A 13793-nucleotide genomic window follows, 5' to 3' on the forward strand; every position below is an offset into this window, starting at 1 on the left:
TTGCTTACTGCTTTTTTCAAAACCGCACGGTATGTTTGCCGTGCGGTTTTTTGGTTTCCGGTGATAGCTGCGAATTAACCATTCAGGGCTAGAGTTATAACCAATAACCTTAATTTTATAACAAGATAATCAAGTACGGTGGACGGGAAACGAATTCTTCTGGGTGTATCGGGTAGCATATCAGCCTACAAAGCGGCCTTACTGGTCCGGCTCTTAGTCAAAGCCGGGGCAGAGGTGCAGGTCATTATGACCGAATCCGCAAAAACCTTTATAACGCCCCTTACACTGGCAACCCTCTCCAAACGCCCTGTTCTTTCAACCTTTATTAATGATGATACGGGAAACTGGAATAATCATGTAGAACTGGGCTTATGGGCCGATGCCCTTGTCATTGCTCCGGCTACTGCTCATACGCTAGCCAGATGTGCTCATGGCTTTGCCGACGACCTGCTGTCAGCGGTCTATCTATCAGCTCGATGCCCCGTCTTTTTCGCTCCCGCCATGGATCTGGACATGTATCAACATCCCAGCACGCTGACTAATTTGCGCTTGTTGGAGTCTTACGGTAATCAGATTATTCGGGCTGAGCATGGCGAGTTGGCAAGCGGTTTGATTGGTGAAGGTCGGCTAGCTGAACCCGACCACATTGTCGAGATACTGGCTACTTTTTTCGATAAGGACAAGCAACCAATTTCCCTGGCTGGACGTAACGTTCTGATTACCGCAGGGCCAACTCAGGAGGCTATTGATCCAGTGCGTTATATCAGTAATCATTCAACCGGAAAAATGGGTTATGCAATCGCCAAGGCTTTTGCCAGCGCTGGCGCCAACGTTACGTTGGTGAGCGGCCCCACAGCCTTACCAATTCCTCATCCTTCCATTCGACGTATTAAGGTACGGTCGGCCCAGGAAATGTTCGAGGCCACACAAGCCGAATTCGATAAAGCGTCGGTTGTAGTTCTGAGTGCGGCAGTAGCTGATTATACGCCCGTTCATGTAGCCGATCAGAAAATAAAAAAAAGCGAACGAGAGTTTTCGCTGGCATTAACCAAAACAATCGACATTGCCGCTACGCTCGGCGCTCGTAAAAAGGCCGGTCAGTACATGATGGGGTTTGCGCTAGAAACCAATGATGAACGGAGCAATGCACTGAAAAAGCTACACGCTAAAAACCTGGATTGGATTGTGCTTAACTCGTTACGGGACGAAGGAGCGGGTTTTGGGCACGATACAAACAAAATTACCGTTATTGACAAGAATGAGCAGACTGCTGAATTTGCGCTTAAAACTAAAGACGAAGTAGCGCAGGATTTGTTATATTTAGTCGCTCAAAAACTAGCCGAATGAAGCGAATTAGTGTTCTCTTATCCCTGCTTATTACAGTTCTGTCTGCAGCTCAGGCGCAGGAACTGAATTGTCAGGTTACGATCAATTCGGATCAGCTTTTTGCCCAGCAAAAAACTGATTTTTCGTACGTAAACCAGTTGAAAGGGATCATTACCGAGTTTATGAATACCCGTCGCTGGAGCAACGATCAGTTTTCAGTGTCTGAACGGATCAACTGTTCGCTGAACATAAATCTGATCAAATCGCTGACGCAGGGAGCGTTTGAAGCAACGGCACAAATTGTGGTCACTCGGCCTGTCTATGGTACGAATTATGAAACAACCACGTTTAGTTACGTAGATCGGGCTTTCAACTTTGTTTATTTACCTACTACACCCGTCTATTTCCGGGAAAATCAATACTCCGACGATCTTACGTCGCTGCTGGCTTTCTATGCGAATGTTATTCTGGCCATTGACTACGATACTTTTAGCAAACAAGGCGGAAACCAGTTCATACAACGGGCTTTCACGATCATGAACCTGGCCCAGCAGGGTTCTCCAAATGGCGCCTGGCAAACGGGGGGAGATCGACGTAATCGATACTGGCTAATCGAAAACCTACAGAATCAGCAGCTTCTGCCCCTTCGCGATGGCATTTATGCGTATCATCGTCAGGGACTTGACATCTTTGCCAGTAATCCGGTTCAGGTTCGGAAACAGACTCTCGCTTTGCTCAACACAATACGTACTATTGGCCTACAACTACCGAACTCCGTTCTTATCAACTCGTTTTTCGACGCCAAATCGCAGGAGATCTTAAACATCCTGTATGAAGGTACACCCACAGAACGCAAGCAGGCATTCGAATTATTGTCTTACCTGGATCCTGCCAAAACGGAAGCTTATCGTAAATTAGTTGCTGCCGGCCAGTAGCGTAACGTAGCACGAAGTAGTTTCTGCTTCCCTTCTTACGATCGCCTGACTCGTTTATTTATTGACTAAAACTTTTGAACCGCCCTCCGTTTGGCAGTGTTCTTTACGTAAGAGCTTCTTCTATGCTAGCGCATTTACTAATAAAAAATTACGCCTTAATCGATCAACTCGAACTCAATCCAGACCGGGAACTGAATATTGTGACGGGAGAGACGGGAGCCGGGAAATCGATTATGTTGGGTGCCATCGGGTTATTACTCGGCAACCGGGCCGATACTAGGGTATTGTATAACCCTGAACAAAAATGTGTTATTGAAGGCTCCTTTGGCGTCTCAGGTTATCAGATCGAGCGAATATTCGAAGAAGAAGAACTTGATTTTTCGGACACCTGCATCGTTCGTCGGGAAATCGGTGTGAGTGGTAAATCACGAGCGTTTGTGAATGATACGCCCGTTAATCTGGAAACGCTACGTCGGGTAACCAGCCAGATGATGGACATCCATTCGCAGCACGATTCCGTTTTGTTGGGCTCCAATGAGTATCAACTGGAAATTGTTGATACGTATGCCCAGGACGACAATCTGCTCCGTCAATACCGGCTCGATTATCAGGATTATCGATCAAAACGAACCGCATACGAGCAGCTACAGGCTGAAGCCTCCGCGATGCGCAAGGAGTTTGATTACAACAACTTCCTGTACGAAGAACTGTCTAAAGCACAGCTACAGGCCGATGAGCAGGAAACACTGGAACAGGAGCTAAACATTCTCGAAAATGCAGAAGAGATTAAGGAGCGCCTGCAATTAGCGTACGAATATCTGGATAACAATGAACAGTCGGTAATCGACTATCTGAAAAGCGCGGTTGGCAATCTAACCTATATCAGCAAGCTCTCGGACCAGTACGAACAATTGCTTCAACGGGCGCAGAGTAGTTTGATAGAACTCCGCGATTTGGCCGATGAGATTAGTTCTGAGCAGGACACGGTTGAGGTTGACGATGCCCGGGCGGAAACGATTCGGGAACGGCTCAACCTGCTCTACCAGCTGCAGACTAAACATCAGGTTGGCGACGTAGCAGCTCTGATTGCACTACGTGATGAACTTGGTCAGAAAGTGAGTACCGTCCTTAATTTAGATGACGCCCTGGCTACTGCCAAGACGCAGACGGAAGCCGCCAGAGCACAGCTTCAGATCAGTGCTGATGAGCTGTCAAAAGCCCGCCATGCTGTGTTAAGACCGATTGAAGAGGAAATTGGCAGTTTATTGCATGACTTAGGAATGCCTAACGCATCACTTAGTATTCAGGCAGAAACCGGCAAACCCAGCCCAACCGGAATCGACACGATTTCCTTTTTATTCAGCGCCAACAAGGGTATCAAACCCCAGCAATTGAAGAACGTAGCGTCGGGCGGTGAATTTTCCCGGCTGATGATGGCTATAAAATACATTCTGGCTACCAAACGCTCCTTGCCGACGATTATTTTTGATGAAATCGATACAGGCGTTTCGGGCGAAATAGCCATTAAGATGGGCAATATGATGCGTGATATGGCTCATAGCCACCAGATTATTGCGATCACTCACCTCCATCAGATTGCGGGTCAGGGTAATGCCCATTACTTTGTTTATAAAGACCACTCGTCGTCGAAAACAGTAAGCCGGATCAAAAGGCTTAGTTTTGACGAGCGAGTGAACGAAATTGCGCAGATGATTGGTGGAAAAAATCCTTCGGCCAGCGCTTTAAAAAATGCTCGTGAAATCCTGAAACAACGAACCACGGCAACAGCTAAATAACTTCAGCAAACCCAAGTATTATCGTTGAATTCCACTTATATGATTAAATCAGTTGTTCAAGTTGCAGGATTGCTTCTGCTGTGCGGGGCATTGGGGGCTTGTAGCCAATCAGGTGAAGAAGCCGTTCAAGAGGCTGAGAATGACGTCTTCGCCATCCATGATAAAGTAATGCCGTTCATGGACGACGTAATGAGCCTACGAAAACAGCTAAAAGGAAGAATGGCGACCTTGGACAGCACCAAGGCATCTGGATCTGCAACCGAAACAGTACGTATTGATGAAGAACGGGAACAAGCCAAACGGTTAATTCGCGATCTGACTATTGCAGATAGCCTTATGTCCGACTGGATGGCTAACTATAAAAACGATACAATCGCTAAGCTTTCCTCCGATGACGCATTACGTTATCTGGAACAGCAAAAAGAGTCAATTACTGATGTTCAACATAAGCTTACTACCAGCATTAAAGATGCCAAGCAGTTTCTTGAAAAGCCCTGACAACTGGCTGTGGCTTCTGGTAATGCTGACCCTTTTCTGGAGTTGCCAATCGTCGGACAACTCCCTGCCTATCCTCGGACAGCGAAAAGCAGTGACGAAAACGATTGACGGAAAAGTCGTTACCGACTCTGTTGACCATACAATTCCTGATTTTAAATTTACCAGTCAGTACGGCGATACCGTAACGGCTCATGATTTCACCGGTAAGATTTACGTAGCTGATTTTTTCTTCACCACCTGCCCCACCATTTGCCCCAAAATGAAAATGCAGTTGAAACGGGTGTACGAGAAATTCAAAAACAATCCGAACGTAGCATTATTATCCCATACCATCAACCCCGAACACGACTCTGTAGCCGTTCTGAAAGAGTTTGCGGATAATTTAGGCGTAACAGGCCATCAGTGGCTTTTTGTGACGGGCGACAAGGAGGCTATTTACGACATTGGCCAAAACAGCTATATGGTTACCGCCCAGGAAGATTCATCAGCTCCGGGTGGCGTTGTCCATAGTGGCGCCTTTATTCTGGTCGATAAAGATCGGCATATACGGGGCATCTACGATGGCACTACGGAAGAAGGTGTCGATAAATTAATGGCCGATATGGATCGGCTACTGACTGACTATAAAAAATGATCCGCTTTTCTGGCTTTCTGATACTTGTTCTTTTTGCCGTTTTGACTTTCCAATGCCAGAGTGAACAGGAAATTAAACGCGAACAATACATTACGGAGGGAATATTAATTTATAAAAATAACTGCGCCAATTGTCATCAGACTAAAGGCCAGGGACTGGCTTCGCTTTACCCACCTATTGCAGCATCAGACTATTTATCGTCTAAAAAAGACGTAATCTGTTTGATACGCTACGGCTTACACGGCCCTATTGTTGTCAACGGTAAATCGTATAATCGCCCAATGCCCCCACAACCTCAGCTTAGCGATCTGGAGGTAGCCGAGCTTGTTACGTACATTTATAACGAATGGGGTGGCGAAACAAAGCTTACCGATGTGAAAGAAGTCACGCCGGTTTTGCAACAGTGTAAACAGTAGAATTTAAAGACTAGGGCTACCTTCTACGTTAAACACGCCTGTAGGTTTGCGAATTGAATACTGAGTAAAATCCTGGTTGGCATCCAGGCCTAATCCATATAATTTTTCGCCAGTGAGCTGACTGATAATGGTTACCTGCTTTTCGGTAAATACTTTCTTGGTGACCGGATTCCAGTTTAGCTCAGGCGTGAGCAGTTTCTCCTGCTTTTGTTTGTTGATTACCACTACGTGCCCCATTACGGTATAGAGGTCCTTTGCCTTGTCGTAGCGGCCAGAATCCGACACAATCGAAGTGGCTTCTTCCCCATTAGGGCCATAAAAAACAATATTGACGGGCTTGGGGTACTTTCGGTTGTCGTTAAGATAGCGAAACTGCTTAGCTGTGGTTAATTTAACTTTCACTTTAGCAGCTTCGCTATACAGCAGCTTAACGTCGTTTATTTCCTCTATTGGACCCTTATACGGTTCTACTTTCTTCGTTGATTTAGGTTCACCGCAGGATTGTAGTACTATACTTAGTGACAATACGGGCAGTAGGAACCGAGAAAATAAATCACTTCGATTCATTGAATTACTGTGTGGTTGCTGTCTTGTTAAACACAGCCGAAGACTGGGAAGTTTATCTTAATCGATAACTGGTTTACGGAACCAACGGTCTGTTAACGAGAATCCTAAGGCCATCCGAACGTATTGCTCCCGGATTTGGGTTCCAGTCAATACACCTCGTTGACCACCGATCAGCGATAATGTAATATGGTTAACATAGTAGGCACCAACAGGAAGCGACAATCCCGCGCTAACGTTTATATCGTTCAACTGATTTCCCTGAACTACATAGGGCAGGCGATTATACTGAAAACCAGCCCGGTACGTAATCAGATCAGTATATTTATTTGAGGTTGGTTTGGGCGTAAATTCAACGCCAGTGGCAACACTCATTCCGTCCGACAAATTTCCGGGTCTATCATTAACCGTTCTGTATTGACTCCACTGCTGAAAGCTTACATCAACCCCAACCAGTAGCCGATTGATCCGTTCCAGACTAACGCCAAAGCTTAGCTGTTGTGGTAACGTAGCGCGCCCAGACGCATTGTTCCGTATGGTATCGGGGCTTGCCAGATCCTGGCCTGCTAGCGTGGTTTGCTGATAAATTTCGGTTTCGCTTCCTTTTAACCGTGTACTCGGATCATACGTAGCACCGATGTTAAGCGTCCAGGTATCGTTCAGTTTAGGACGCCAGGCGGCTCCTAATTTCCAGACAATATCACTGTAGCTGGTTCGGTTTAGTTGATTCACTTTAGCAGCCGTTGCACTCTGTGCAATTCTGGAAACATCGACCCATGCCTCCGACGAGTTCGTAATATTTCCAAACATGAACGATGCTTCTGCACCAACAAAAATATTTTTGTACACCCTGTATCCCGTTCCTACAGACGCTTTGTTCAAGCCACCTTTGCCAGTATAGCTATACAGTGCATTAGCCTGCGTAGCACCCTGAAAAGCGCTAGTCCGGGTTAGGGAATAGTTGGTACCGGTATAAGGCCTTAAATTCAACGAGATACTCCAGCGAGAGCTAGCGGGGAAAGCCAGAGCCAAATAACCCAGATTGCCACCAAACGTCCGTTGAACCTGAGTAGCATTACCAGTATTTTGACTAACAACCCGAGACTGCCCCAGTAAGCCTACCTCAAACACAGTGTAAGGAGGGCGGCTACCCAACAGGGCCGGATTCTGAAGATTCAAATAAAATGGGCTGGAATTACTGATACCGATACCTCCCATTCCTAAATTAGTAGCATTTCCCAATGGGTAAAGCTCTCCAATTCCTAATGCAGAGTAGGGTGAATTACCTAAACCCTGCCCCCGTACTATCGACGACGTCGCGGCTGTAGCCAGCAAACTAAAAACTAGTACCCGGCTTATCCGCGTGTAAATTCTCAACATTATAGCGTAAAATTCGATTCAATCCCACCAGCACCAACTCCGGCACTGCAAATATCGGGGGTTTCAGACGACTTTCAAAAATAGGTGCGTCACCACCACACACGATTACAACCAGATCATCAATTTTCTGACGGTAGCTGTCAATAATACCGTTTAGTTCAAAGGCCAATCCATTCACAACCCCGCTTTGCATTGCCTGCTTTGTATTTTTAGCCGTTAAATCAGGCCATTCAACCGGGGTTTCAACCAGTGGCAACCGAGCTGTTTGTTCGTGCATAGCCCGGAAGCGCATCCGCAGGCCCGGAGAAATTAGGCCGCCCTGAAAAATAGCGTTCCGATCAACAAAATCGGCGGTTAAACAGGTGCCCAAGTCAAATACTAAACAATCCTTTTCCGGGAACAAGGTTATGGCCCCGGCTGCCGCTGCCAGTCTATCCGTTCCAAGCGTATGCGGTGTAGCATAGTTCTTTTGAATAGGCACGGACATGTTCGCGTCCAAAATCCAGACCGTGCTATTCATTGCCTGTAACTGATTCCTAATCTCATCAGGTGCCTGACTGGTTGACGATACCAACATCAGCTCAGGCCAGTAATCATCTCCCTGAGAGCTAGCCAGATCAGTTATGAATAATTCGGGCGAACGATAATGCCCTATCTTTACTAAATCAGGTCCATCGAACCAGCCAACTTTCAGGCTCGAATTTCCCCAGTCTATTACTACGTTCATTTATAGATTGGATTGGTACTTGTACCTTTCCACTTTCGCACCCGAAAGGTAACGACAGATTCAGGTGTAAATACTATCTGATTGGCTCTATTTAACGAATTTTAAGGAATTTAGGCAACGGATTGCGATAGATAGGCTTTTACTCGTTATCTTTAGTTTACTATACAACTACAGGACTCGAAAGCATTGAAAGCAATTGACTAGCTTTTCATGCACTTAACTTTGAGAAACATTTTACGCTAAATAACCGTTATATTGACAAAACCGGATTAGTTCATTACTTTTGTTTCGCGTTAATCCTGCCAACAGGTAATACTCTTCCCAAACAGCGATTCTTAGCTGCGACGGATTTCCGATTTTCCAACCAACAATTTGTTTATCACTGTATCTGGCCTCCCCAGATTTCGTGTTTGGATCAAACAAACATACGTTTCGTTACCATTTGACCCATTTACCATAGCATATTTATTCTGAACTTCTCAGGTTAGTTTAGTTTGGCAATAGGCGACCCGGATAGTCGTCGTATACAGACCGTCGAACCAACTACCCTCCTACAGTTAACCAAGCCCCATTTCTCACACATCTCCGTCAAAACGGTCTTTTTAGGTTTATTACAACCTGCGCTTTATGTTAAAGAAAGAAGAATTAGATACGAAGACTCTGTCTGAGCTTCACCCCATTGCCGAACAATTTGGTATACGTAATATTGCCAAATTCACGAAAGAAAAACTCATATACGAAATTATAAAACAACAATCGGAGCGCCCCGGCCCCGAGGAGCAACCACAAATTGAAGAAGTACCCCGGCGCGGTCGAAGAACAAAACCGACAGCCGCGTCGAAAGAAGTTGCTTCAGAAGCCGTTCCTGCTCAAGTAGAATCGCCTGCTCCTCAAGTAGCTGAAAGTGCACCATCACCACGTACACGTCAGCGCGTTCGTAGAGATGCCGACGCAGCCGATATTCCTGCGCCGACTCCAGAAGATGGCATGACAGCTACTGCGGAAACAGCTGCTATTGAATCAACTCCTGGGACTTTCCCTACCGATACCCAACCCTTAGCAGCAGCAGAGCCGGTTTCAGAGCCAGCCGTTACAGAACCAGCGGTAGCCGCTGTCAGTGAACGTAGTGAGTCAGTACAGCCGGTTCGTAACAGGAATGAAAATAACCGCGACCGTAATAATGCAAATCCGTCATTCCGGTCAAACGAGTCAGGTCAACGTAACGACCGGACGAATAATCCCAATAATCGGCCGGATGCCAACCGCCAGCGTCGGGCCGATGGTCCACGCGATGGCAATAATCGGCCTCGTTTAGAGCACAATCGGGATAACAACTCAACGGATAGAAATCAGCGGGATACGAACCGTCGGGACTTCGGAACACGAGATAAAGATGCCGGTGGTTCAGAGCGCAGCTTTCGGGAACAGCGTCCACGTACTCAGCGCCCAGTAACGGATGATACCGCGCTCACACTCGCCAGTACGCCGGAGGATGAATTCCTGACCCCAACAGTGATTTCAGAAGATAATGCAGCAAACGTAGCTACGTCCAGTGAGCCTGCACCAACTACTGATCCGGATGTACCAACGCCAGAATTAACCATCGATCCGCAACAGGGCCTCCCTCAGAACCAGCCGCAAGCTCAGCAACCTAACCGGGATGCCCAGGAGTACCAGAATCGGATACGTCGTCAATATAACCAGCATATCCGCGAGTTTGACGGCATTATCGACAATGAAGGCGTCCTGGAAATTATGCAGGATGGCGGGTATGGGTTTCTTCGTTCTGCCGATTATAATTACCTGGCTAGTCCGGATGATATTTACGTATCGCCATCACAGATTAAACTTTTTGGCCTCAAAACTGGCGATACAGTTCGGGGAGCAATACGTCCCCCCAAAGAGGGCGAAAAATATTTCGCTCTGCTACGTGTTTCAACGGTAAATGGAAAAACGACGGAAGAAATTCGGGATCGGATTCCTTTTGAATACTTAACACCGCTGTTTCCAGACGAACAACTGCACCTTAGTAACCGCCCTGAGAACTACTCGTCGCGCGTGCTGGACCTCTTTGCTCCTATTGGAAAAGGTCAGCGGGGAATGATTGTTGCCCAGCCTAAAACGGGTAAAACAGTTCTGCTAAAAGAAATTGCCAACGCCATTACCAAAAACCACCCAGAGGTTTATCTGATTGTACTGCTAATCGATGAACGTCCGGAAGAAGTAACTGATATGGCACGTAGCGTCAATGCCGAAGTTATTTCCTCTACGTTCGATGAGCAGGCTGACCGACATGTTAAAGTATCGAGCATGGTGCTTGAGAAAGCAAAACGGATGGTGGAATGTGGTCATGACGTAGTCATTCTGCTTGACTCGATCACTCGCTTGGCGCGTGCGTATAATACGGTTGTGCCATCATCAGGAAAAATTCTTTCCGGTGGTGTGGACGCTAATGCCTTGCACCGGCCCAAACGCTTCTTTGGCGCAGCACGTAACGTCGAAAATGGCGGTTCGCTCACCATTATTGCTACGGCCCTGATCGACACAGGTTCGAAAATGGACGAAGTTATTTTTGAAGAATTCAAAGGTACTGGCAATATGGAACTTCAGCTTGATCGTAAACTGGCTAATAAACGAGTTTATCCAGCCGTTGACGTATTAGCTTCTGGAACACGTCGGGAAGATTTGCTACTTGACAAAGAAACACTGCAACGTGTCTGGATTCTGCGCAAACACATGGCCGACATGAATCCAATGGAAACCATGGATTTCCTGCTCGAGCGAATGAAAGGCACCCGTAGCAACGAGGAGTTCCTGATTTCGATGAATCGGTAATCACCATCGTCGCAAAAAAAAACCGCTTCCCGTATAGAGAAGCGGCTTTTTTTTGCGACGATGGTGATTATGTCAATCAATAAATGGTATGGATAGCTTTGGAAAAGCTATTTCAAATATCATTCGCATACGTAAGTGTCCATATCCCCCATTTGGGGGATTTTTTAATAAATGTTTATTCTCATCTTTGAGTGTATAACTCCATAAACGATAATGAAACCTGCCTGGCAATGGGTTTTGTGTTTATTCTGTCTACTTTCCACCAAGAGTCAGGGACAGGAATGTCTTAAGATAGGGGAATCGTTCAAAAGTTCATTCTTAACGGGCTGCCTGACTGTTTTCACCGATTCTACGGGTACAATTCCCCCGGAGAAACTCAATATAAACAACTTTCATAAGCCTCTAACCGAAACTCCCAATTTTGGTACGGATGGGCTCACTCACTGGCTTTTATTTTCCTGCAAAAATGAAAGTCATCTATCGAAAAAGCTTATTGTTGAAGTTGACATTGTGTATGCTGACGCCATGAGTTTTTATGTATTCGATGGTCCAACACTCATTCAGAAAATTGAGCGGGATAGTTGGCACACGTATATCTGGGACCGTAAAGTTCCTTCCCGTTATTTTGCCTTTCCTCTTGCCCTGGAACCCAGCCAGTCTGTTCGAGTTTTTATATCGGCGCGAGAACGCGGAGGAACATTGGTTCTCCCTGTTTCGGTTTGGGACAATAAAACATTTACCCAGCGTGCGACCCGCGAAACATTAACCTTCCTCGCGCCAGCAACCTTGCTTTTCTTCCTGGCGATTATTAGTTTGATTCTCTATGTATTATACCCTAGTCCCTTATGGATTTTTTATGCCTTACATGCCGTTGGTACAAGCCTTTATATTCTGAATATTGAAGGATTTCTAGCTCACTATACCCCTCCTCCTTTTAATTCCATTAAGGGTTACGCAATAGGAGCTTCCCTGAGTTGGCTCGCTAATCTGTTCTTTGCTTATTATTTTGTTTATAAACCCTTCCCGAAAACACCCTCCTGGATCGTATCAGCTAACAACATTTTTATCAGCATGCATGCAGTCTGGCTATTTATTGTTTTCGCTACCCCTTTCCAAGAACATGCTGCGAATATTAGCCTGATAATGAATGGATTTTCGGTTGTATTCATGTTCTCCTGTCTTCTCTTTTGTGCTATACGCGGTAGTCAGGATGCACTCTTATACACGATTGGTATTGGCCCCCTGTTGCTATCTATTTTCATCAGAATATTGAATAGCGCCGATTTATTTCCAGTCCAGACCTGGCATTATTATTTCCGTTATTATGCGCCATTATTCGAAATCATTGTGCTCGGTATCGGTACCTTACAACAACTTATCCGCGATCGCGAAGCCACGTTAAAACGGCTTGATGCAGCCCAGAAAGAAGTAATCTTCGCCCAGGATTCTGAACGAGAACGAATTGCCGCCGATCTGCATGACGACTTAGGCGGTGTTATTGCAACGCTCGGCCATCAACTCGATCAGAGTCTACAAATCAATTCTATTGATACACTAAAACAGAAAATTCAATCTATTAAAGTAACTACTTCTCAGGCTGGCGACAAGGTTCGCAGTATTGCCCATAACCTGATGCCGCCCGATTTTGAACGTCTCGGTTTAATTGGTAGCGTACAGCAGTTAGTCCAGTCAATGAATGATAATCGCTTTACATTTGAAGTATTTGGACTCACTCGCCGGTTAGCACCTCCAGTTGAACTAAACGCTTACCGGATTGTATCAGAATTGATCCATAATGTACAGAAACATGCTCAGGCCCAGCGTGTCTCCGTTCAACTATTGTATCATACAGACAGTGTTTGTATTGTTATTGACGATGATGGTTTGGGTAGCCGAGCAACAAAAAAAACGGACAAACCGGTAGGTATTGGTTTAAAAAATATATCTTCAAGGGTGAATTACCTGCGTGCCCATTGGCACATCGATTCGTCCGAGCAGGGAACAACCACTATTGTCGATATCCCGTATGACTACGTCCCTGGCCAGCATTCTGATCGCTGATGACCACCGACTGTTCAACGACGCTGTGGCTACTATGCTTCGGCCCATGTTTAAATCTATCTGGCAAACATTTGATGGCCGTGATTTGCTCTATGCTATTCAAACCCATTCGCCTGACTTACTCCTCCTCGATATCAATCTACCCAATCTAAATGGCATTGAAGCAGCCCGAATACTTCGTCGAAATACGCCTTCGCTCAAAATAATTCTGGTCACGATGTATAATCACTCTCATTTTGTGAGTGAAGCAAAATCAATAGGCCTGGAGGGCTACCTACTGAAAGACTCCCCTTCCGATGTATTGATTGACGGTATTAAGACTGTCTTGTCGGGTGGCTATTTCTTTGACCCTAAATTGCAGAAACAAAACAATTCAACCGATGACGACTTCGTCAAAGGCTTTTTATTGTCAAGGCGGGAAAAAGACGTAATAAAGGGATTACTAGCAGGCAAAACCTCTGAACAGATCGCCAATGATTTGTCTATAGCTTACGAAACCGTAAAGAGCCACCGGAAAAACATTTATCTCAAGTTGGGAATAAATAGCCTGGTTGAATTGATACACATTAGTCGCGAACAAGGCTGGATAAACTAATTCTATTGAATTCTGTTTCCAAAGGC

The 13793-nt window shown here is 45.8% G+C and carries 12 protein-coding genes; 9 read left to right on the forward strand and 3 right to left on the reverse strand.

What is annotated here, in order from left to right:
* Nucleotides 1-138: 138 nt before the first annotated feature.
* From coaBC to GK108_RS11480, 6 genes are all read left to right on the forward strand, one after another.
* Nucleotides 139-1347 (forward strand): bifunctional phosphopantothenoylcysteine decarboxylase/phosphopantothenate--cysteine ligase CoaBC, encoded by a 1209-nt coding sequence (gene coaBC, locus GK108_RS11455; protein WP_163947620.1) that lies wholly within the window; start codon nt 139-141, stop codon nt 1345-1347.
* Nucleotides 1344-2261: a type IX secretion system protein PorD gene (porD, locus tag GK108_RS11460; RefSeq protein ID WP_163947623.1), complete on the forward strand. Its 918-nt coding sequence runs from the start codon at nt 1344-1346 to the stop codon at nt 2259-2261. Before coaBC ends, porD begins: the two co-directional genes overlap by 4 nt.
* A 122-nt stretch (nt 2262-2383) precedes the next feature.
* Complete coding sequence (recN, locus tag GK108_RS11465) at nt 2384-4057, forward strand: DNA repair protein RecN (RefSeq protein ID WP_163947626.1); 1674 nt, start codon at nt 2384-2386, stop codon at nt 4055-4057.
* A 39-nt stretch (nt 4058-4096) separates the two neighbouring features.
* Complete coding sequence (locus tag GK108_RS11470) at nt 4097-4555, forward strand: viral A-type inclusion protein (protein WP_163947629.1); 459 nt, start codon at nt 4097-4099, stop codon at nt 4553-4555.
* Nucleotides 4556-4577: 22 nt separating this feature from the next.
* Nucleotides 4578-5189: an SCO family protein gene (locus GK108_RS11475; RefSeq protein ID WP_246224874.1), complete on the forward strand. Its 612-nt coding sequence runs from the start codon at nt 4578-4580 to the stop codon at nt 5187-5189.
* Nucleotides 5186-5605, forward strand: coding sequence for a c-type cytochrome (locus GK108_RS11480; RefSeq protein ID WP_163947636.1), 420 nt, complete (start codon nt 5186-5188; stop codon nt 5603-5605). Before GK108_RS11475 ends, GK108_RS11480 begins: the two co-directional genes overlap by 4 nt.
* Nucleotides 5606-5608: 3 nt before the next feature.
* Here GK108_RS11480 and lptC read toward each other — a convergent pair whose 3' ends face one another.
* From lptC to GK108_RS11495, 3 genes are read right to left on the reverse strand one after another with little or no spacing between them, the layout of a single operon-like run.
* Nucleotides 5609-6172, reverse strand: a complete 564-nt coding sequence (lptC, locus tag GK108_RS11485) for an LPS export ABC transporter periplasmic protein LptC (protein WP_163947639.1) — start codon at nt 6170-6172, stop codon at nt 5609-5611.
* Between the two features lie 57 nt (nt 6173-6229).
* Nucleotides 6230-7549, reverse strand: a complete 1320-nt coding sequence (locus GK108_RS11490; RefSeq protein WP_212592780.1) for an outer membrane protein transport protein — start codon at nt 7547-7549, stop codon at nt 6230-6232.
* A complete protein-coding gene (locus GK108_RS11495) occupies nt 7506-8276 on the reverse strand; it encodes a type III pantothenate kinase (protein WP_163947643.1) in 771 nt (256 codons plus the stop codon). The genes GK108_RS11490 and GK108_RS11495 overlap by 44 nt, the downstream gene beginning before the upstream one ends.
* Before the next feature lie 627 nt (nt 8277-8903).
* On the opposite strand from GK108_RS11495, the gene rho reads away from it, so the two are divergent.
* The 3 genes from rho (at nt 8904) to GK108_RS11510 (ending at nt 13767) form a co-directional block, all read left to right on the forward strand.
* Nucleotides 8904-11111, forward strand: a complete 2208-nt coding sequence (rho, locus tag GK108_RS11500) for a transcription termination factor Rho (RefSeq protein ID WP_163947647.1) — start codon at nt 8904-8906, stop codon at nt 11109-11111.
* A 213-nt stretch (nt 11112-11324) separates the two neighbouring features.
* Nucleotides 11325-13172 (forward strand): sensor histidine kinase, encoded by a 1848-nt coding sequence (locus GK108_RS11505; protein WP_163947650.1) that lies wholly within the window; start codon nt 11325-11327, stop codon nt 13170-13172.
* Nucleotides 13138-13767, forward strand: coding sequence for a response regulator (locus GK108_RS11510; protein WP_163947653.1), 630 nt, complete (start codon nt 13138-13140; stop codon nt 13765-13767). Before GK108_RS11505 ends, GK108_RS11510 begins: the two co-directional genes overlap by 35 nt.
* Nucleotides 13768-13793 lie beyond the last annotated feature (26 nt).

Origin of the sequence: Spirosoma terrae (genome assembly GCF_010435915.1) — a bacterium.
Classification (GTDB): domain Bacteria; phylum Bacteroidota; class Bacteroidia; order Cytophagales; family Spirosomataceae; genus Spirosoma; species Spirosoma terrae.

Bases quoted from the DNA above. Each gene is read 5' to 3' on its own strand.
- porD (WP_163947623.1), top strand. From the start codon at position 1,344: ATGAAGCGAATTAGTGTTCTCTTATCCCTGCTTATTACAGTTCTGTCT.
- recN (WP_163947626.1), top strand. From the start codon at position 2,384: ATGCTAGCGCATTTACTAATAAAAAATTACGCCTTAATCGATCAACTC.
- GK108_RS11470 (WP_163947629.1), top strand. From the start codon at position 4,097: ATGATTAAATCAGTTGTTCAAGTTGCAGGATTGCTTCTGCTGTGCGGG.
- GK108_RS11475 (WP_246224874.1), top strand. From the start codon at position 4,578: ATGCTGACCCTTTTCTGGAGTTGCCAATCGTCGGACAACTCCCTGCCT.
- GK108_RS11480 (WP_163947636.1), top strand. From the start codon at position 5,186: ATGATCCGCTTTTCTGGCTTTCTGATACTTGTTCTTTTTGCCGTTTTG.
- lptC (WP_163947639.1), bottom strand. From the start codon at position 6,172: ATGAATCGAAGTGATTTATTTTCTCGGTTCCTACTGCCCGTATTGTCA.
- GK108_RS11490 (WP_212592780.1), bottom strand. From the start codon at position 7,549: ATGTTGAGAATTTACACGCGGATAAGCCGGGTACTAGTTTTTAGTTTG.
- GK108_RS11495 (WP_163947643.1), bottom strand. From the start codon at position 8,276: ATGAACGTAGTAATAGACTGGGGAAATTCGAGCCTGAAAGTTGGCTGG.
- rho (WP_163947647.1), top strand. From the start codon at position 8,904: ATGTTAAAGAAAGAAGAATTAGATACGAAGACTCTGTCTGAGCTTCAC.
- GK108_RS11505 (WP_163947650.1), top strand. From the start codon at position 11,325: ATGAAACCTGCCTGGCAATGGGTTTTGTGTTTATTCTGTCTACTTTCC.
- GK108_RS11510 (WP_163947653.1), top strand. From the start codon at position 13,138: ATGACTACGTCCCTGGCCAGCATTCTGATCGCTGATGACCACCGACTG.